General features: G+C 41.0%; 13 protein-coding genes. 1 reads left to right on the forward strand and 12 read right to left on the reverse strand.

Annotated elements, in window-relative coordinates; genetic code table 11:
- Nucleotides 1-9 precede the first annotated feature (9 nt).
- Nucleotides 10-2,739 (reverse strand): carboxypeptidase-like regulatory domain-containing protein, encoded by a 2,730-nt coding sequence (locus B4Q04_RS02360; RefSeq protein WP_088695891.1) that lies wholly within the window; start codon nucleotides 2,737-2,739, stop codon nucleotides 10-12.
- Nucleotides 2,740-2,860: 121 nt separating this feature from the next.
- On the opposite strand from B4Q04_RS02360, the gene B4Q04_RS02365 reads away from it, so the two are divergent.
- On the forward strand, nucleotides 2,861-3,907 hold the full coding sequence (locus B4Q04_RS02365) for an endonuclease/exonuclease/phosphatase family protein (protein WP_088695892.1): 1,047 nt from the start codon (nucleotides 2,861-2,863) through the stop codon (nucleotides 3,905-3,907).
- A gap of 56 nt (nucleotides 3,908-3,963) precedes the next feature.
- On the opposite strand, the gene B4Q04_RS02370 is transcribed toward B4Q04_RS02365, so the two are convergent.
- The 11 genes from B4Q04_RS02370 to uvrC all read right to left on the reverse strand — a co-directional run bounded on the left by B4Q04_RS02370 (nucleotide 3,964) and on the right by uvrC (nucleotide 19,941).
- Complete coding sequence (locus B4Q04_RS02370; protein WP_088695893.1) at nucleotides 3,964-5,094, reverse strand: toxin-antitoxin system YwqK family antitoxin; 1,131 nt, start codon at nucleotides 5,092-5,094, stop codon at nucleotides 3,964-3,966.
- Between the two features lie 299 nt (nucleotides 5,095-5,393).
- Nucleotides 5,394-5,987 carry a DUF1080 domain-containing protein gene (locus B4Q04_RS02375; protein WP_088696372.1) on the reverse strand — a complete coding sequence of 198 codons (594 nt, stop codon included), beginning with the start codon at nucleotides 5,985-5,987 and terminating at the stop codon, nucleotides 5,394-5,396.
- A 44-nt stretch (nucleotides 5,988-6,031) separates the two neighbouring features.
- Complete coding sequence (locus tag B4Q04_RS02380; RefSeq protein WP_088695894.1) at nucleotides 6,032-6,472, reverse strand: hypothetical protein; 441 nt, start codon at nucleotides 6,470-6,472, stop codon at nucleotides 6,032-6,034.
- Between the two features lie 91 nt (nucleotides 6,473-6,563).
- Entirely contained in the window at nucleotides 6,564-9,119 is a 2,556-nt protein-coding gene (locus tag B4Q04_RS02385) for a TonB-dependent receptor (protein WP_013992802.1), read from the reverse strand.
- A gap of 171 nt (nucleotides 9,120-9,290) precedes the next feature.
- Nucleotides 9,291-10,928, reverse strand: a complete 1,638-nt coding sequence (gene pgi, locus B4Q04_RS02390; protein ID WP_088695895.1) for a glucose-6-phosphate isomerase — start codon at nucleotides 10,926-10,928, stop codon at nucleotides 9,291-9,293.
- Nucleotides 10,929-11,007: 79 nt separating this feature from the next.
- Nucleotides 11,008-12,303: a M23 family metallopeptidase gene (locus tag B4Q04_RS02395; protein ID WP_013992804.1), complete on the reverse strand. Its 1,296-nt coding sequence runs from the start codon at nucleotides 12,301-12,303 to the stop codon at nucleotides 11,008-11,010.
- A gap of 1 nt (nucleotide 12,304) precedes the next feature.
- Nucleotides 12,305-13,276, reverse strand: a complete 972-nt coding sequence (locus B4Q04_RS02400; protein ID WP_013992805.1) for a tryptophan 2,3-dioxygenase family protein — start codon at nucleotides 13,274-13,276, stop codon at nucleotides 12,305-12,307.
- A gap of 5 nt (nucleotides 13,277-13,281) precedes the next feature.
- Nucleotides 13,282-14,061 (reverse strand): DUF3108 domain-containing protein, encoded by a 780-nt coding sequence (locus B4Q04_RS02405; RefSeq protein WP_013992806.1) that lies wholly within the window; start codon nucleotides 14,059-14,061, stop codon nucleotides 13,282-13,284.
- 487 nt (nucleotides 14,062-14,548) lie between these two features.
- A complete protein-coding gene (gene hppD / locus B4Q04_RS02410) occupies nucleotides 14,549-15,691 on the reverse strand; it encodes a 4-hydroxyphenylpyruvate dioxygenase (protein WP_088695896.1) in 1,143 nt (380 codons plus the stop codon).
- Nucleotides 15,692-15,878: 187 nt separating this feature from the next.
- Nucleotides 15,879-18,170, reverse strand: a complete 2,292-nt coding sequence (locus B4Q04_RS02415; protein WP_013992808.1) for a patatin-like phospholipase family protein — start codon at nucleotides 18,168-18,170, stop codon at nucleotides 15,879-15,881.
- Complete coding sequence (uvrC, locus tag B4Q04_RS02420; RefSeq protein ID WP_013992809.1) at nucleotides 18,154-19,941, reverse strand: excinuclease ABC subunit UvrC; 1,788 nt, start codon at nucleotides 19,939-19,941, stop codon at nucleotides 18,154-18,156. The genes B4Q04_RS02415 and uvrC overlap by 17 nt, the downstream gene beginning before the upstream one ends.
- Nucleotides 19,942-20,292 lie beyond the last annotated feature (351 nt).

Raw genomic sequence — 20,292 nt, forward strand, 5'->3', positions numbered from 1 at the left:
TACTGTATTTTAGAAGCTGTACGCTAAATTCAAAAAGTAAGTGCGACCGTAACCGTACCAATATTTTGGGGCAAAAGATGGGGTGCCACTCAAATTATCCTGTTTGAACTGTCCGTAATTCCCATTGCGACTTTGTTCATACCCACCTGTTCTGAACACACCGTCAAATACATTGTTGATGCTGGCAAAAACACTGATATATTTTCCGTTTTTTAACCAAGATTTGCCTCCGACTAGATTCAGAAGATAAAAATTGTCCAAGGGTTTTTGCGCCAATATCTTATGAACATTTTCTTCCGTAGCATCTACAAAAGGCTCATTTGTTTCAGGGTTCAAATAAAAGCTTCGGGTTCTGGAAACCGTAGAAATATTGGTGTAGTTGTTCGCCAAATAATTTGCTGTTGCCCCTACCCACCAATATTTCGGGTCACGATACTCTATACCTATTGCATAGGCCTGTTGCGGCCCCTGTGCCAATTTGTAATCTTTGATTTTGGCCACCCCTAAATCCACGGCACCTTCTAGGTTGATCAGATCCTCTTCCCTGCCCGCGGTATCAAAATTGATCGTTACATTCGGGTCACTCGCATAGACATATTTACCTACGGCCGCTACAGCGCTTAATTTCACAGAAGACGACACTTTATACTCCAATCCTAGTTCGGTGCCCATATGCAGTTTGTCAAGCCCCGTGAGGACCTCTTGAACGAAGTCCGACCCCACACCGGTATCGACAAAAAAGAAATTTACATCGGTGGTATTTTGAAAGCGGGTATAAAAACCCGTAAGCCTACCGGTCATTTGGGGAAGGCGATAAAAATAATTAAGATCAAGACTCGTATTCGTTTCAGCCTGAATGTCGGGTACGACACTATTATTCTCACGCGGGTTGACAAAAACATTCTGCAATACCGGAGGCTTCACAAGGTATGCCCCGTGTGCGGCAAACCAGTGCCTTCCGGTCAATTTATAGGCCAACCCCGATTTAAGGCCATAGGTATTGAATGTAATCTCATCACTCTCTCCCAATGAACTATCGGGATAGCGCCCATTGTGAAAAAATCCCTTACGACGGTATTGGGTAGCGGCATACTTTGCTGCGGCAAAGGCATTCCATTTTTTACGCTCATACCTAAACTGAACAAACGATTCAAGGGCATCGGCCGTCATTCGATAGTTATAACCGAACACATCATCTTCCCGTTTCTCGACCGAACCATTACTATCGTTCAAGGTATTTGAAAAGGGGTCGACATCCATATGATAATCCGCGCCCAGCAAATCGTCGATCATTGCATAATTATGAGATTCCAGGTTTTTATAGCTCACACCAAAATCAGCAAAAAGCCCATCGGCCAAAGACAGGTTTCCAGTGGTATTGAAACTCAATTGAGTGTCGTCGGAAACATCGTCATACAATACATAGGCCGCCTGCCCCTGTGCATTCGCACTATAGAGCAGGTCCCAATCGATTTGCGCATTTTTCAAAAAACCTTCCTTTATCGTATGGGCACTGATGAAATTGGCCCCAATAGGACTATTAATATAGAAACTGGGGAGGTAGCGATAATATGTCGGGTCGGGGTTCGGGGCGTTGAAGTAACCTAATCTACTTCTAAAATTTGTTCCGAACTGATAGGCAACGCCCGTATTTAAATTAAACTTATCGGAACTGAAGTAATGGTTAAACATAAAGATAGGCTCTGCGATCATACGTTCCCGAGAATTTCGGATCTCACCGTCTTGTTCTCCCCAATAAGGGTTGTATGTACTCCCCCCTAAATCAAAAACCTCTTGGGTAATGGCCGATGAACGCCCCCTACGATTTGAAGCCCATAGCGCAGTTAGCGCAATGCTATGGTCTTGGTCGAATTGGTATTCCACAGCGCCAAAAAGCGAAAAAGCATCATACAAGGTCCCTTCTATATACCCTTCCTTTGCCCATCTTCTCGAACCCGATACCGTATAGGCCAAGCCATTTTTATGGAGTCTCGATGTATAAGTAGCCATAAGGCGACCAGCATAGGTACGATTGGAATATGAAGAGGACAACCTGGTGCCCGGCCGCAAACCGGAAGGACGTGTATCTATATTGGTGCTCCCAAAAATACCTCCAAAAGTATAATCGGATACTTCCAGGCCATTTGAGAACTGTTGGTTTCGCGTAACGTCGTTCATTCCTCCCCAATTATTCCATTGGGGCCTGCCATCGTAAAATTTGTTCATTTCGATTCCGTTCAAAAGCACTTTTCCGTATTGCGAATCATAGCCCCGTACACGAAAAAAAGCTTGTCCAAAATCAAAGGCGGCCCTATTAAGAAATACATCTCGAGTAGCCCTTAGCAAGGCCGAAGAATTAGAGTTGACCTCATCATCCAACAGCTCGGAATCGCTTAAGGAAATGAGGTTATCGGCTTGTTCCGCCCGAATATCCTCTTCTAAATAAAGTGCTCCTAAATCAATATTTTCATTTTCTATGGAAATAGGAAGCCGTTTTACCGAATAGTCGGCGGCCGTAATCGTTAGAATATATTCGCCTGCGTCGGGAACCTTAAGCCCGAACCTTCCTTGGTCATCCGCTTGGGTAGATATCAGAAGTCCCTCAAGACCGATTTTAGCATTGGTGATTGGCAATTCCGACCGACGGGAGACAATTTTTCCCTCTACGGAAAAGCTCGTTTGAGCCCATGCGGGGCCATAGCAGAAAACCATGAAAAAAGCGACAAAGGAAAATCGCATTAACCAAGATTTAATATTCCACAAACCCTTTCAATATATAAAAATTTTATAAATTCCTACAAAAATACCCTACAATAATCACTGTTTTTTCGTTAATTGAAATTTTTATATCGCTGATACTATGAAATTTAGAATTACCCTTGTTTTTCTTTTGCTCGTATTCTTGGCCAATTCACAGCAAAACAAACCCTACCGTATTCGCACCATTGCATTCTACAACCTCGAAAATCTATTCGACACCGAAAACGACAGTCTTACATTCGATGACGACCGCACACCCGAAGGAAAAGACCAATGGACCCCGGAACGTTATAGAAAGAAACTTGACCACCTTTCCCAGGTTCTATCGGAAATTGGATCTAACATCAGTAAGACTTCACCAGATATCATCGGTGTTTGTGAAGTTGAAAACCGCAAGGTTATAGAAGACCTGCTACATCACCCAAATTTGATTACAAAAAATTACGGCGTCGTACATTACGATTCGCCCGACGAACGAGGTATAGATGTTGCCCTACTCTACAAAAAAAAGGTATTCTTGCCCACCTCATCTTCAAGTCATCGTTTGGTATTGACTAACGAGGACGGCGAAAGAAACTATACTAGGGACCAACTCATAGTCAGCGGCCTATTGGATGACGAGCAACTATTTTTTATCGTAAACCATTGGCCCTCGCGTAGTGGGGGAGAAGCGAGAAGTAGACCCAACCGAATGGCCGCCGCCAAACTCAACAAACACATTATGGATTCGGTTCAGCGGCTAGATGCGAATGCCAAAATTATAAGCATGGGCGATTTTAACGATGATCCGACCAACGACAGCTTCAAAAAAGTGCTCAAAACCGTTGGCAAAGTCAGTCAACTGAAAGGTAACGACCTATACAACCCCATGGAGAAATTATACAAAAAAGGAATAGGTTCTTTGGCCTATAGGGACCAATGGAATTTGTTTGACCAGATATTCTTCACCCAAAACCTGTTGCAAGCTTCGGAAGGAGGTTATAAATTTTGGAAAGCAGGGATTTTCAACGCCCCTTACCTGGTCACAAAAAAGGGTCGATACAAAGGGTATCCGAAACGGACCTATTCGGGAGGCAGTTATACGGGCGGGTATTCGGACCATTTTCCGGTCTATATATATTTAATCAAACCGATATTACACCCCTAAAAAAACGAACCGGAAAGGCCATTAAAGTACTCAATGTACGACATTAGGAACTGCAGCTAATCAAATCTTTTTTCGGAAACCTGACTGCCGTTTTCAAATTGAATCTCTCTAGTTACTTTTCCCGCTTTGTAATACTTCCATTTCCCTTCTCGCTGCCCCTTGACATATTGCCCTTCCTTGGCCAATTCCCCACTAGGATAATATTCCTTATAGATACCATCTACGATGTCATCCTTATATTCTTTTTCAACATATTTGTTACCTGTATTGAAATTATAGGTAATATCTACGCCTTGCAAACGTCCGTCAACATAAGGGGTATGCCTTGTTTTTATCCCTTTCTTATTATATTCCTCCCTAACCCCAATAGGTCCATTAGCATTATAAGTAGCGGAAAAGGCCAATTTACCATTGTCATGGTACTTTTTTTCCATGACCTTGAGACCTTGATCGTATTTGGATTCTTCTTTTTTAAAACCGTTAGCATAGTACGATTCCTGTTTACCGTTTCTTTTCCCGTCGGCATAAGTCTCCAACGATCGCACTTTTCCATTTTCAAAATATTTGGTTTCGGTATATGATTTGGCACCTGTATAGACTTTTAACCAAATCGTCTTACCTTCTCCATTTTTGCTCTCCCATTTTCCAGTTGGTTGATTTGCCTTATAATACTCCGTTGTCGTTGAAGTTACCTTACCGTTAGAATCTCGAGTAATACTTGTCCATTTTCCCTCTTTTGAACCTTCTTTGTAATTCTCTATTTTATATACTCCCTTGGCATTTCGATAGGTCCATTCCCCGTCATTTTCCCCATTCTTATACATATATGTATTAAGTACGCTACCATCTTGGGCATATGATTCTCCTTTACCATGACCCACTCCCATAGCAAAAGTAGAGTAAAACTCAAGTCTCCCAGAACTATCGTAAGCCATCCATTTTCCATCCGGTTTTCCATCTATAAAATTGGCTTCACTGTAAGCGCCCGACCTTTCGGCTATTTTAAAAGTACCATTGAGCACCTCGTTGTTTTCGCCATAATAAACAATTTCCTTCCCAAATTTAGCCGTACGCACATACTCTATAGTCTTTGCCCCGTTCTTCTGGGCAATAGCCATAGTCGTTACGAACATTACTAAAAATAAAACTAAAATACCTTTAGGTGATTTTTTACTATTGGATTTCATAATGAGATTACAATTATCTGTTATTTATAAAAGGCCGAACAACTCACATTTGCCCTTCCTTTACAAATTTGACATAAAAAACTAAAATAGGTGTAAGTTTATTCTGCTTACACCTATTCGATAACGTCTTAATGTCTGAAAATATTTTAGGGATTCTAGCAAAAAATAATTTTTACCGGTATTTGAAAGCACCCTTAGAAGACCCTACCTTCGAGACATCGACCAAATGCTATTCTACTTAAAAAAAATTGATTATTCCGCTCTCGACGGAGCATCTAATCAAGCCTGTAGACTCGTTTTTACTGAAGTAATTTAATCTTAATATTTCTCCATTTCACTTTAATACCACCACCATCGTGAATCTGAAGTGCTACAGAACCTTCTCCCGCACCAATGGTCTCATCGGTAAGCGTAATCATTTCGGTACCGTTCAACCATGAGGTAATGGTATCTCCATCGACCCTAATTTTCATGGTATTCCACTCTCCCATTTTCAGGGCTTTATCTTTCTCGGCTTCAGGTTTTATCAACCAGCCACGACCGTATGATTCGTACACACCTCCGGTACTATGCCCAGGAGGAGCTACCTCTACCTGCCAACCGCTTACCTTGGTACCATCTACCGTTGAGCGAATAAAGACACCACTATTCCCGTTTGCCTCTTGTTTAAATTCTAAGGTCAACTCAAAATTTTTGTAGTGCTTATCCGTGGCCAAATAACCATATTGTTTATCGGGACCACTTTCGCAAATCAACAGCCCGTCTTCTACATACCATTTTTCGGTGCCATAGACGGTCCATCCCTCAAGGTCCTTCCCGTTAAAAAGTTCTTTTTCTTGAGCAAAGGTCGTGAACGTAAAAAGCAGCAATACGGCTAGGGTAATGTGTTTCATTTTATAAAATTTAAGTTGGTTTTTAAAGTGATATTCGCCTGGAACTAATTGAGCCATTGGCCCCAAGGAATACGACTGAGAATCAATACAAGTCCCAAACCATAGAAAATGGCAATGCTCTTGAATTTTTTATTCCCTTCCACAAACTTTTTATGACGTGACCAACCTATGGTAATCAAGACAATGGCGATAATGTTAATGAACGGGTGCTCTACTGCCAATAATCGTGACGCAGTGTTTAGTCCTCCCATACCAAGGGTTTGAATTGCCTGTACTCCGCTCGGAGAGACAAAATATAAGATTAGGCCTATCAACAGCTGAATATGGGCTAGAATCAAGGTAAAAAGACTTAGGCGCAAGTCCTTTTCCATGGTAAACATTTTATTGCCTACCAAGCCGATTATGGCATTGGCGACCGCAAAGAATAAAAGGCCAAGAACAACATAAGCCAAGTAAGAGTGAACAACTTGAATAATTTCGTACATAGTAGTTATATTTTAAGCTTTAAATGTACTGAATTTTGAGCATAAAAAAACCCTGCCGATGGGCAGGGTTATATCCCGTATTACTTTTTAATTAAAAGCTATACCTAAGACTTACGTTCCAAGTTCTACCTAAACCAAAATAAGCATAGTTAGATAATGCAATCCCATCATAGGTTTGCTCACCCGCAACTGGCAAATCTGCAGAGGTTAGTTCAGATATATATATTTTGTGCAATGCATTATTAACATTAACCCTCAAACTTAGATTATTTTCTGCACTTATTGGGAAATTATAGGTAGCCCCTAAATCAAGAATACCAAAACTAGGTAGTTCCAAATTCTCTTTGACAGCACCTACATCCGCGTAAAGCTTATCATAAAATCTATAATCAGCATCTGCCGAAAAGTTCTCCAGTATTTGGTAATCAGCACCTAAACCAAAAGTTAATTGAGCAGCATCACCAACTTTTCCTCCATCAACATCTTCAGTTACCTCAGATAAAAGGTTTCTATCCTCGTCTCTCACAACAGTTCTTGAATCCCCCGAGTATTCCCAATTACCTATGGATAAAAACCCTCGCAACATTAATTGGTTGATATGACCTTTAGCATCTATCTCAATACCCGAGTGCAGCTGTTTTACCCCATAGTTAGATGTATAGATTTGCTCACCAGTTATATCGTCGGTAGTCGCAGAAGTAACCACTCTATCTTCCCAAGAAGTTCTATATAGGTTTATATTAGCAGAGAAATTATTCAGACGTAGTCCATAACCCGCTTCCAAACCGAATATTTTCTCATTCTCTGTAAGTGGGTTTATCTCATTTCCAAAATTCAGATAAATATTATCATGATAAGGTTGTCTTGAATAGTATCCGGTATTTGCATAAATACTATGAACCCCATCAATTTTATAGCTTCCTCCCGCTTTTACATTGAAGCCAGGATTAGTCACTTTCTCAGACTCTTCGTTAGCTTCATCATATTGATACCTATCCCATCGAACATGTGACTGTGAAGATGCTGCTCCTTGCACAAACAATGAGAAATCATCAACAGCATACTCAAGTTGGGTGAATATTCCACCGTAATTAATTCTCTCATCATAATCCCACGCATACCTTTCACCTTCATCCGCATAATTAGTAAGCGCGCTCCATGGATTAGCTTTAAAAGTTGCTGTAATTTGATTTCCAGAAGGATACCTTACATTTCCATTATCTTCAAAATAATCAGCACCTAACAAATCGTGAATTTGCCTAAAGTGAGACCCTTTGTAAGTACGCAAATCAAAACCTACATTCCAATCAAGATTATCGCTCAATTCAAGATTGTAGTTGGTTACCAAACCATACCAAGAATGATTATTGACCGAGTTACGCAAAGCATAAGTTGACGATCCATCTGCACTTGCCTCATTATTAGCGACTATAGCTCCCCAATTTATATAACCGTCTTCCGTACGCACTCTGCTACCAACATTACCTACACTTCCTCCTCTACCCCAAGAAGCATATAAAACTGTTGAAAGCTGTGATTTATCATTTATATCAAAATCCCAGTTTAAATTAGCTACAGGTTTATGATAGTAATTACCACGCTCAGAAATAAACTTATCCCCCAGATAACCATAATTATTATTATACTTTCGTCCATACTCCAAATATGTAGAAATAGGTTTTGAGTAATTCTGGTCATGATATTGTGGGGCTCCGGTCAACAAAAAGTTCAAATTATGACGATCACTTGGGGCATAGCCAAAGGAAATAAAATAATTTTGACCATACCCTTCGGTACCATCATTATACCCGTTACCCTGCCAATGGCTCAACATAACACTTACTCCAAAACCATTTTCATTCATTCCTGTACTATAACCTAAAGTACCTTTATAATAACTATCATTTGCCATACCAAAAGAAGCAAAACCACCTTCTTTTTTATCAGTAGCCTTGGTAACAAAATTAACTGTACCACCAACAGAAGATATTGCTAGTTTAGAAGAACCAAGCCCCCTTTGAATCTGAACACCATTCGCTATATCAGCCAGACCAGACCAGTTAGACCAGTACATTAATCCATCTTCCATACCGTTTATTGGTTGTCCATTTAACAAAAAGGCGGTGTTATCTTGACCAAAACCACGAACTGACATTCGAGAGTCCCCATAACCACTAGATTGTCCAGCGACGTATACAGATGGAGTGTTGACCATTGTCATGGTAATATCCTGCGTCCCAATCTTCTCTTGAATTTGCTTAGCAGGAATAGAAGATACTGCTATAGGAGTTTCTCTATCATTTGCTAAATCGATAATACCTGTACCAATTACAACAACTTCACCTAATTGCTCCGCATCTGGTTCCAACACAATCCGACCGATATCACCAGCACTGGTAAAGGCCACTTTTTTAGATGTATATCCAATATAAGAAACGAGAAGCGTTCCTGTGTTTTTGGTCGTTTCAATTTTGAACTGACCATCAAAATCTGTCGAGGTTCCGTTGGTCGTTCCTTGCAGAACAACACTAGCCCCTGGCAGTGGTTCATTAAGTTCGCCATCAATAACAGTACCTGTAATGGTTCCCTGTGAAAATGCGATAGTCGTCATTAGAAATGCGACCCAAGCGAAGTACATTTTTTTCATTTGTTCTGTTTTTACGTTTTTTCAGTTTGCTGCAAAAGTGCTGCATTTTAGGTGTACGAATGTTAAGGGAAGGTTAAATAACCTTTTCGCAAATATACTAATATGAAGACGAATTACCCCTTAAAAACAGGAAGTTACGCCCACATTTACAAAAACTGAGAAAACTTCATTTTAACTCTTAAAATATCTTAAAAGTTGCAAAGTAGAACCGTCATGATCAGCAATTTCCGAACCTTGAATATCCTTCAAAATTGTACCCGCCAACTGCTTGCCTAATTCAACACCCCATTGATCATAACTGAAGATATTCCAAATCACGCCTTGAACAAATATTTTATGCTCGTACAACGCAATTAAGCTACCCAAGCTCTTAGGCGTCAATTGGTCTATCAGAATTGTATTGGTGGGCTTGTTACCTTCAAAGACTTTGAAAGGCGATAATTTTTCCATCTCGTTTTCACTCATTCCCTTACTTTCCAACTCTTCACGCACCTGCTCTTCGGTTTTACCGTTCATTAACGCCTCGGTCTGTGCAAAGAAATTGGCCATGAGTTTATTGTGGTGATCCACATCACCATGCAAGGACTTCTTATAACCAATAAAATCAACAGGGATGATTTTTGTTCCCTGATGGATCAACTGAAAGAAGGCGTGTTGTGAATTGGTTCCCGGTTCGCCCCATATAATGGTGCCGGTTTCATAACCAACACGTTTACCATTGCGATCTACGCTTTTACCATTACTCTCCATTATACCTTGTTGCAAATAGGCGGAAAACCTACTCAAATATTGGGCATAGGGTATGATGGCCTCGGTTTCGGCCCCATAGAAGTTATTGTGCCAAACGCTCAATAGCGCCAATACAACGGGAATATTATCTTTAAAATCGGTGTTTTTGAAATGCTCGTCCATTTCATTGGCTCCCGATAGCAGCTCATCAAAATGATCAAAACCCACTGCCAAAGCAATCGAAAGTCCTACAGCGCTCCATAAGGAAAAACGGCCACCGACCCAATCCCACATAGGAAATACATTTTCGGCAGCAATACCGAACTCGGCAATGGCCTCGGTATTTGTAGATACCGCAGCAAAATGCTTGGCAATATCTTCTTGTCTGCCATGTTTTAAGAACCATTTTTTTATGGTAGTAGCATTACTGAGGGTTTCCTGCGTGGTAAAGGTCTTCGACACCACAACGAAAAGAGTGGTCTCTGGATCTAGGTCTTTTAACACCTCGTTGACATGGTCGCCATCTACATTGCTGACGAAATGAAGTTTCAGGTGGTTCTTATAGAATTTTAAGGCCTCAACGACCATTGCGGGACCTAAATCAGACCCACCAATACCAATATTTACGACATCGGTAAACGCTTTGCCGGTATATCCTGTGGCTGTTCCTGAAATTACATTATCAGCAAACGCCTTTATATGTTCCTTCACCTGATAGACCTCCTCTACAACATTCTTGCCGTCAACGAGAATGGTATCGGACTTTTTGGCCCTTAATGCCGTATGTAGTACCGCACGCCCTTCGGTTTGGTTGATCAGGTCGCCATCGAATTGTTTTTTAATGGCCTCGGCCAAATTTACTTCTTCGGCCAGCTGCAAAAGCAACTCCATCGTTTCCTCCGTGATTCTGTTTTTTGAAAAGTCGACCAAGAAATCGTTCCACTTTAAAGTGAACTTCTCCGCCCTCGACGGATCGGACGCAAAAAGGTCTTTTACCTTTTCCGCCTGACTGTTTGTATAGTGTTGGGTAAGTTTCTCCCAAATAGGAGTTTCCGTAGGGTTCGTGCTCTGTAAAGACATTCTGGTTTATTTTAGGTGTTAGCAATTGTCCATGGCGAAAATAAGCCATATTCAAACTAAACCAAAACCTCTACAGACCTTATTTTTCTGCCGACGCCAAATCTTCGGCCTCTATAATTTCTTCCGTTGGAATTTCCGGGTAAGACATACAGTCAAGTTGATCCTTTATCGGACCGATGTAGTCGAAGTATTCGGGCTGCAACGATTCGTCCAAAGGCTCTGCCAAAGGAAGTTCTTCTTTCAACGGATCTACCTGCCTACCGTTTTTCCAGAAACGATAGCAAACATGTGGACCACTGGTATTACCTGTCATACCGATCCAACCGATCACATCGCCTTGTCTTACATACTGACCACGTTTTACATTCTGCTTTTTCATGTGCAGATACTGCGTAGAGTAGGTTCCGTTATGCCTGATTTTTACATACTTACCGTTACCACCCCTTCTTGTAGATTCCGTAACCGTACCATCGGCAGTGGCCAAAATAGGCGTTCCTAACGGCGCAGCATAATCGGTTCCCTTATGGGGCCTGATGCGGTTTCCGTAATATTTTATTCTACGTTTAAGGTTATACCTCGATGAGATACGGCTAAACTGAACCGGAGCCCTTAAAAAGGTCCTTCTTAAATTGTTTGCTTCCTCATCAAAATAATCGCGAATGTTTTTTAAAGAATCGTTCTCGTAAGAAAAGGCATAAATCGGTCTTCCATTATGCTCAAAATAAGCTGCTTCAATTGGGCCGGCTCCAGCATATATCGAATCGTTTATGTATTTTTCCTTGTAGATTACCTTGAATTTATCTCCTTTTTGAAGACGGAAGAAGTCAATGGTCCAAGCATACACTTCAGAAAGGCTATTGGTTACCGTATAGTCTATCCCTTGATCTAGAATAGCCTGCGACAAAGAAGTTTCAATTACCCCAGAAGCTTCACGCTCTACATAAGTAACTTCCTTTTTGTCTTTATAGGCCTTTACGGTATCCCTTAAATCGACAACGGTATAATTGATCGCATCGTTCTCATAAATAAAGACCTGAGCCGCTTCCGTAGTATCCTTCGACTTTAAAATCAGGTAGGGTTTGCCCACACGGATTTTCCGAACGTCGAAAGTATCTTTAAAATCTTGGGTTATCTTGGCAATCTTGGGGTATTCCACTTTATGCTGTAACATGAGCTCCCCAAAACTATCACCATTTTTCACGGTGTCCAATTGCACGGTGAACTCATCTAGATTGAACCCAAACTGTTTCATTACGGGTTTTTCGGGTACTACAACAGCCAACTCTTTATCGACCGGCTCCTTAAGGACTGGCCGATCATCTTTACAGGATAAGGATAATAAAACGATTAAAAAAAGGCCCCAATATTTTTGCATGCTAATGTGTTTGTTTCTTTTCTGGGTTAAAGATATGGTCTACCCACTCTTTGCCCCAATCATTTAACTCTTGTTTAGAATATATCTCAGGAAAAAATATGACTTTTTGAAAACTTGGCGGCAAATAGTTTTTCCAATTGGTTCCACCAGTGGCCTCTATTTCCTCTTTGTCCTTTGCCAAGTAACGATGGGCAGAGCCCATATGCATCAAAGGCCAGTTGACGTTCGCATTCATATCCAAAGTCTTTAACGCATCTATCAGCTCTTTATTATCTTTCTTGCCCTCAGGCAATTGCAGATATTTTTGATATATGGTATTTCCTTCTATTTGTTTGGCAATTCGTATCAATCGCGGCGTATATCTGTACTCGAACTGCTTCAATGTCAAGGTCTTCTCCCCGGTAGCCAAATCCGTAGCCCCCTTTTTCCAATATATCTCCTCGTACAGTTCCTCTATACTGTTCGCCGACGAAAAATTGTCGCGTTGGGTGTGATGCACCAAATTTTCTAAAGGCGTGGCATAAATCTCGATCATTCGGTATTGGGCCGACTGAAATCCACTAGCAGGCAACAAAGCCATTCTATACTGTAGAAACTGCTCGCGCTCCATACCTTTGATCATAATACTGAAAGAAGAAATCAGGGCTTTGAAATAACTATTGATCCGCCTGGCCTTTTCTATAAAGAAATCAATATTCTGTGATTTATCATCTACCAACTGCTTTTGTTCGTGCAAAATAAGCTTAAAATAAAGCTCGGTAATCTGATGGTACATGATAAAAATTTCCTCATCGGGAAAGTAGGTACGGGGAACTTGTAGACTTAACAGCGTATCAAGATGGATATAATCCCAATAGGTAAGGTAACGTTGGTACAAAAGGCCATCTAAATAAGAGCTCAAATCTTGACCAGAATCTTTATATTTTTCTTCTAGTTTTGAAATTTGTGAATCTATTCGCTCTTTATCTCTCATCAGGCTTAGTCCATTATTATCTTGAACTGGTGTTTTAGTCCGTTATAACCGTCAAGGTCGGCTTTAATAGACCCCACCGCCAAATCTGCTTGTATACGGATAGGAATCCTATTATCGTCTGCCGAAACCCATAACGAAAGGCTCTCCCTTTCTTTAAAAACACGACCGGACTGCACCAAGGGTCTAAATTTATAACATTCTACCTTACCGAACTTGGTTTTAAGTATTTCTGTTCCCAAATATTTAAGCTTAAAATTGAAAATTCCGTCATCATCGTACAACATTTTCAATTTTATGGCTTCCCCAACTACCAAATCGCTTGGTTCGTAGTTGTTTCGAAGATAATAGAAGGCAGATAGCAAATCTTGAATACTGTCCTTTAGTTCAAATTTATACTTTTTATTGTGTTTTTTATCGTACAGGACAGCTTTATCTTCCTTATAATCGAAATTTATCTCAATATCCTTGGTATAACCACCTTCGTCAATTTTACGAATGAACCTATACGGGCGACCGTCTTCCTTCCCGAAGTAACTTTCATAGGTATCGTCTACCTTAAAGAACACACTGGCAAACCCAGTTGTTCGGCCCTTTCCTACGACGTGATATACCGGAATTCCATCAATATCAGAAGTCTTTAAGTGCAAGGTCGCATAACTGGCATTCAAAAAACCGTAATGCATTCTAAACTTCAACCACTCACCGGGTTGAAAAGCAGATTTACTTTGCTGGGAATAGGAAGAAAAAACAGTAAAGAGCAAAAATAGGGCAAAGGCGTTTTTCATAGCTATAGTATTACGATAAAAATACAAAATGCACTTGTATATTATCACGGACTCACAATTACTTAAACAAAATTTATTCCAAAGTATTGCATGTATCGCTATGCCTGACTATTTAGTTTTTGACGCGACCTAAAAACTAGGTCCCGAATTTACATAAAACAACTCCTCGGGGCGAAAACAAAGGAACGACCCCTTTATACAGAAAAAAAGCCCCAACATTATATGTCAGGGCTTTTCCTAAATAACCAACCAAACTTTAAATTATGAAAAACCAATACTTAAAGTTGTAAGGGAACCACCCCTTACGCCAACAAATTTAAGGCAAACCTTTAAACCTCAAACCCTTTTAACTTACTTTAACTATTACATTAACAGTTCTTTTTACTTACAGCAAGGATTTTGGCATTTCATTAAGAAGTTGTGCTGTGCTATGCCTTAAAATAGCGGCCTTCAAAGCTCAAAGTTTGGCCGTGGAAAAATTTCGAATTTACAGGGTACCCCTAGATTCCTGCTCCCTTTCAATCGCTTCAAAAAGGGCTTTAAAATTTCCTTTGCCAAACGATTTGGCCCCTTTACGTTGAATAATTTCTATGAACATTGTCGGGCGATCCAAAATAGGCTTTGTAAAAATCTGAAGCAAGTAGCCCTCATCATCCCTATCGATAAGAATCCCCAGCTCACTAAGCGGTACCAAATCCTCATCAATTTCACCCACACGATCCAAAACGTCTTCATAGTAGCTCGCGGGTACGGTCAAAAACTCAATACCGCGGTCACGTAAAGAAGAGACGGTTTCTATAATATTATCCGTAGCAAGGGCCATGTGTTGTACCCCCGCACCATTATAGAATTCTATATACTCCTCTATTTGTGATTTTTTTCTGCCGTCCGCAGGTTCGTTTATCGGAAACTTTATACGACCGTTTCCATTGCTCATAACCTTGCTCATCAAGGCCGTGTATTCCGTAGATATGTCTTTATCGTCAAAAGACACCAACTGGGCAAAGCCCATGACCTTGGCGTAGAATTCACACCACTTGTTCATTTCGTTCCAACCCACGTTACCGACCATATGGTCCACATACTTCAAGCCTACGTTGGTTGGCTGGTAATAAGGCTTCCAAGCTTTGAAGCCTGGCATAAATACCCCTTTATAATTTTTTCGTTCTACGAAAATATGTACGGTTTCCCCATAAGTGTGAATACCCGATAGTACAACCTCCCCTTCCCCATCTTGTAAGGTCTTAGGCTCAAAATAGGCTTCCGCCCCACGTTTCACGGTCTCATTAAAACTATGGCGCGCATCATCTACCCAAAGGGCTATGGCCTTTACGCCATCACCGTGAGAATCTATATGTTTATTGATCTCGCCTCCAGGTTTTAAAGGTGAAGTAAGTATCAAACGTATTTTCCCCTGCTCCAATACATAAGAGACACGGTCTTTCAGGCCCGTTTCCAGACCGGCATACGCTAGTGGCTGAAAGCCCCAAGCCGACATATAATAATGGGCGGCCTGTTTGGCGTTACCCACATATAGTTCTACATAATCGGTTCCCAATAACGGAAGAAAATCTTCTGCCTGCGGGTTTTCTTTTGGTAATTGTAACGAGGTATTATCTAAAGTTGACATAAGCGTATTTTTAAATGAAAGTGAAATAATATAACCAAAGGCCTTTAAGGCAATAAAATGCCCTTAGCGGAAACCCGCCCCAATTCATTTCACTTACCACATAGCCCTCAAGTGCGAGGTAATATCAACTCGTAGCTCTAACATACTTACAAATATCGCAAAAAATAATAAAGACCGGCAAACCTCATCAAAACCAATACCCAAAACTAAAGAAGAAATTCCCCTGACTACCCTCTGGGGTCCAGGTGTAGTGTACTTGTAGCGGACCTAAAAAAGACTCCCATCCATAACCGACACCATACCCCGAATAAATGGGCAGGTCAAACCATTCGCCAGTTCTAAAAAGGTCATCATCAACATTGGCATAGTTGGCGGTGAACATAAAATGGTTTTTGGGCGCAAACTCAAGGTCGAGGCGACCATACCCCTTTACAAAGGCGTTTCCGGGCAACGATAAAAAATCATAGCCGAAAAAGGGCCGAAAGTTGTTGATAAGGTTCGTTCCGTAACCCCCAAGTACAAAATCGAAAGAGGTGACATTTGAGGTCCCCAATTTAAAACCTCCCTCAATTTCCGTATTCAAAGACAGATTGCCGATCAAGGGTATGGCCAAGCCCGCCCTGGCCTTGGCTATTGAAAACTCCTTAAAGTTGTCATTAAAATCGGAAGACAATACATAAAAGTGAAAATCCCCGTCAAAATACAGTCCTTTGGAGGGGAAGTATTTATCGTTGTACGTATCAAAGGTCAACTGCCCGAAAGCACTGTAAAAATTACTTTTTTCAAATATGGTCCGCTCATCTTGGTCTTGACCGGCAGGTAAATTTACATCTCGCCTCAAGGTTTTAGTGGTATATTTTAAAAATTTGTGTTCCAAGCCCATTCTAAAGGCAAACTCTTCCCGAAGTACGGTTTGGACATACACCTGATTGGTAAGATCTGTAACATCCATGTTAATGGTATTTACATTCAATCCGGCCTGAACATCAAAGTTTTCGCGCAATAAATCGAAATTAACCTCCTTTTCAAACTTATTGAACCTTGAGTTGAAGCCAAAACTCCAGTAAAACCCCTTATCGACATAGTATTGTAGATTGTACCTAAGGTTATCGCCTACAATAAAATCAAAGGAAGAAACATCATCTCGGGTAATCAGGCTTTTCCTTGTATAATTGAGTATTGCAGCGGTCTTATAGAGATTATCGTAATGGGCCCCGAGGCGGATAAACGATTTGGTCTTGGTTTCGTCGAGGTCAAGCTCGATTATTCGCTCATCGTCATTATCGCGTAATTGATAGTGAATGGTTTGAAAATTTCCGGTCGCCGCAAGATTGCTGATCCCTTGCTGAAGTTTAGAGAACGTAGTAGGCTTATCGGTATCGAACCTAAGCTTACCCTTTACGTAACCTCGAGAGTAATTAGGACTTTCACGAATGATCAAACGGTCTATGGACAAGGTATCCGAAGGCACAATTTTAGCCCGCTCCGAAGGCTTTTCCTTTTGTTTTTCGGCCAATGCTTTTAAGGCATCTATATTTTTGAGCGCCGCATCTTCCCCACTTTTGATCAGCACATCGTGCAAATCGAAATCCATCATAGAAAACTCACTCATGTTGGGCTTGATATAAATATCGGTCTTTTTAGACTTTTCCTTCATATCGAGCACCGTTCTATAATTGTTTATCTGTAATAGGATTTCGGTTGCCGTCAATAGCGATTCACGGTTTCTGAGTCCGTGCTGCACGTCGACCCCTATGACGATATCGGCCCCCATTTCTTTCACCTCGTCAATAGGGTAATTATTGACCACCCCACCGTCGATCAACACTTTTCCGTTAATTTTTGCCGGTTCAAAAAGCGAGGGCAAGGTTCCGCTTGCCATTACCGCTTCCGGAAGGTAGCCTTCCTTTAAAATAACCTCATTGCCCGTTTCGACATCGGTTGCGATACAAACGAACGGGATCGGCAACTCGTCGAACTTGGTTATATTTCTTACCGGGTACAAAAACTTCACAAGTTCGTTATACACGTTCTGTCCACCTGAATAGGCCGGAGGCACGGAAACCTTGAATCCATCGAACGGAAGGGTTATTGCATATTTTTCGGAATTTTCCTTTTCATAAAACGTTTTTGCGCTACGGGGCAGGTTGTCCTGTATCAGGTTGGTAAAATCCGTTGCCCTAAAAATGGAATCCAATTGATCACCGGTATAACCCGCCGCGTACAAAGACCCGACGATAGCCCCCATACTGGTGCCCCCGATATAATCGATTTTTATACCCGCTTCCTCTATCACCTTTATCGCGCCGATATGTGCCATACCCTTGGCCCCACCACCGCTGAGAACCAGGCCTACCTTTATACCATCTTCCCCTGATGGCTGCGCCATAGCAGGCCCAACCACAAAAAACAGGCATAATAAGAACATACATGTTCTCACGAAACGCAACCCACAGTAATATTTAATGAAATGCTTCATAAACTTTTTTGGCCCTAGACACACCCACCACTTCGGTCAAGTTTTCTATGGATGCTTCCTTTATACGTTTTACCGATTTGAATTTTTTCAACAGCTCTTCCGCTGTTTTTGCCCCGATACCATCTATACTTTCCAACTTGGAATCTATAGCGGCCTTACTCCTTTTATTCCTATGGAAAGTTATACCAAAACGGTGGGCTTCGTTCCTGAGCTGTTGTATTATTTTTAAGCTTTCCGATTTTTTATCAAGATACAACGGAATCGGATCTTCTGGAAAAAAGATCTCCTCTAAACGCTTGGCAATGCCTATAATCGCAATTGTTCCCCTAAGCCCTAAAGCATCGAGACTTTTCAAGGCCGACGACAATTGCCCCTTTCCCCCATCGATAACAATGAGTTGCGGCAAGGGCTCTTCTTCTTCCAACAAACGCTTGTAGCGCCTAAAAACCACTTCCTCCATAGAAGCAAAATCATCGGGCCCCGTAACGGTCTTAATATTGAAATGCCGGTAATCTTTTTTTGAAGGTTTTCCATCCTTAAAGACTACACAGGCGGCCACAGGATTGCTTCCTTGAATATTGCTATTGTCAAAACACTCTATATGCCTTGGCTCTGCGGACAGGTGCAGGTCCTTTTTCATCTGGGCCATAATACGGTTGGTATGCCGATCGGGATCGATGATCTTGATCTGCTTGAACCGTTCTTGCCTATAGAATTTGGCGTTCCGCTCCGATAGATCTAAAATTTTCCGCTTATCACCCAATTTTGGTATCGTAACTTTAAGATGAGACTCGACCGGCACTTCAAACGGCAGATAAATCTCCCTTGAAAGGGAATTAAACCGCTGGCGGATTTCTATAATGGCCAAGGCCAACAACTCCGCATCGGTCTCATTGAGTTTCTTCTTCATTTCGAGCGTATGCGAACGTATTATGGACCCGTGCGACAATTGCAAGAAATTCACATAACCGTGGGATTCGTCAGAAATAATGGAAAACACGTCAACATTATTGATTTTCGGGTTAACAATAGTAGATTTCACCTGATAGTTTTCAAGTATCTCTATTTTCTCCTTTACTTGCTGGGCTTCCTCAAACTTCATTTCCGATGCCAAGGATTTCATTTGCGTTCGAAAATAGCTCAACGATGATTTAAAATCACCTTTTATGATTTTTCTGATATCCTCAATTTGGGCGTGATACTCTTCGGCATCCTGCAAGCCTTCACAGGGACCTTTACAGTTGCCGAGGTGGTATTCGAGACAGACCTTATACTTGCCACTCTCTATTTTTTCCTTGGAAAGGTCGTAGTTACATGTTCGCAGGGGATACACCCCCTTGACCAAATCAAGCAAGGTCCGAACCGTTTTCATACTGGTATACGGACCAAAATATTCACTTCCATCCTTAATCATTTTCCGCGTAGGAAATATTCTGGGGAAGCGTTCATTTTTGATACATATCCACGGATACGATTTATCGTCTTTCAACAAGACGTTGTACCTCGGCCTATATTTTTTAATAAGGTTGTTCTCCAAAAGCAAGGCATCGGATTCGGTCGGCACAACGATATGCTTGATCCTTCGGATCTTTTTGACCAGCACTCTCGTCTTACCGTACTCGTGATTTTTGGTAAAATAAGAGGAGACCCTTTTTTTTAGGTTTTTTGCTTTTCCTACATATAATATTTTATCGTCAGCATCATAAAATTGATAAACACCGGGACTTTTGGGCAAGGTACTAAGCTGTACGTCTATAGGTACTTGGGGCATTATAAATTCGTTTATCAATTGTAGCGGCAGACCATCGTGGTTCTACCACGTTAAATTACTACGTTTTATTAAAAGGACTAGGTCTTTTACGCTTTTTTAACGAAACATCTAAGGCTATTTTTAACGTAAGAAGCAAAAGTAGGAAACCTCTTTGTTTTGTTTGTTTTAAGAAAATATTTGCACACTGTTGCACATGATTTGACCCATTTCTGTTAAAAAAACACTAAAAAATGTATTTCACCGATAAAAACTTGCACTTAAAAGTGTTTTCAATCATTTTTTTATTTAGATTTAAACATCAAAATCACATACCACATGGATAAATATATCATAACCCTCGGCCTGTATCTT

Source organism: Zobellia sp. OII3 (genome assembly GCF_002211465.1).
Classification (GTDB): Bacteria; Bacteroidota; Bacteroidia; order Flavobacteriales; family Flavobacteriaceae; genus Zobellia; species Zobellia galactanivorans.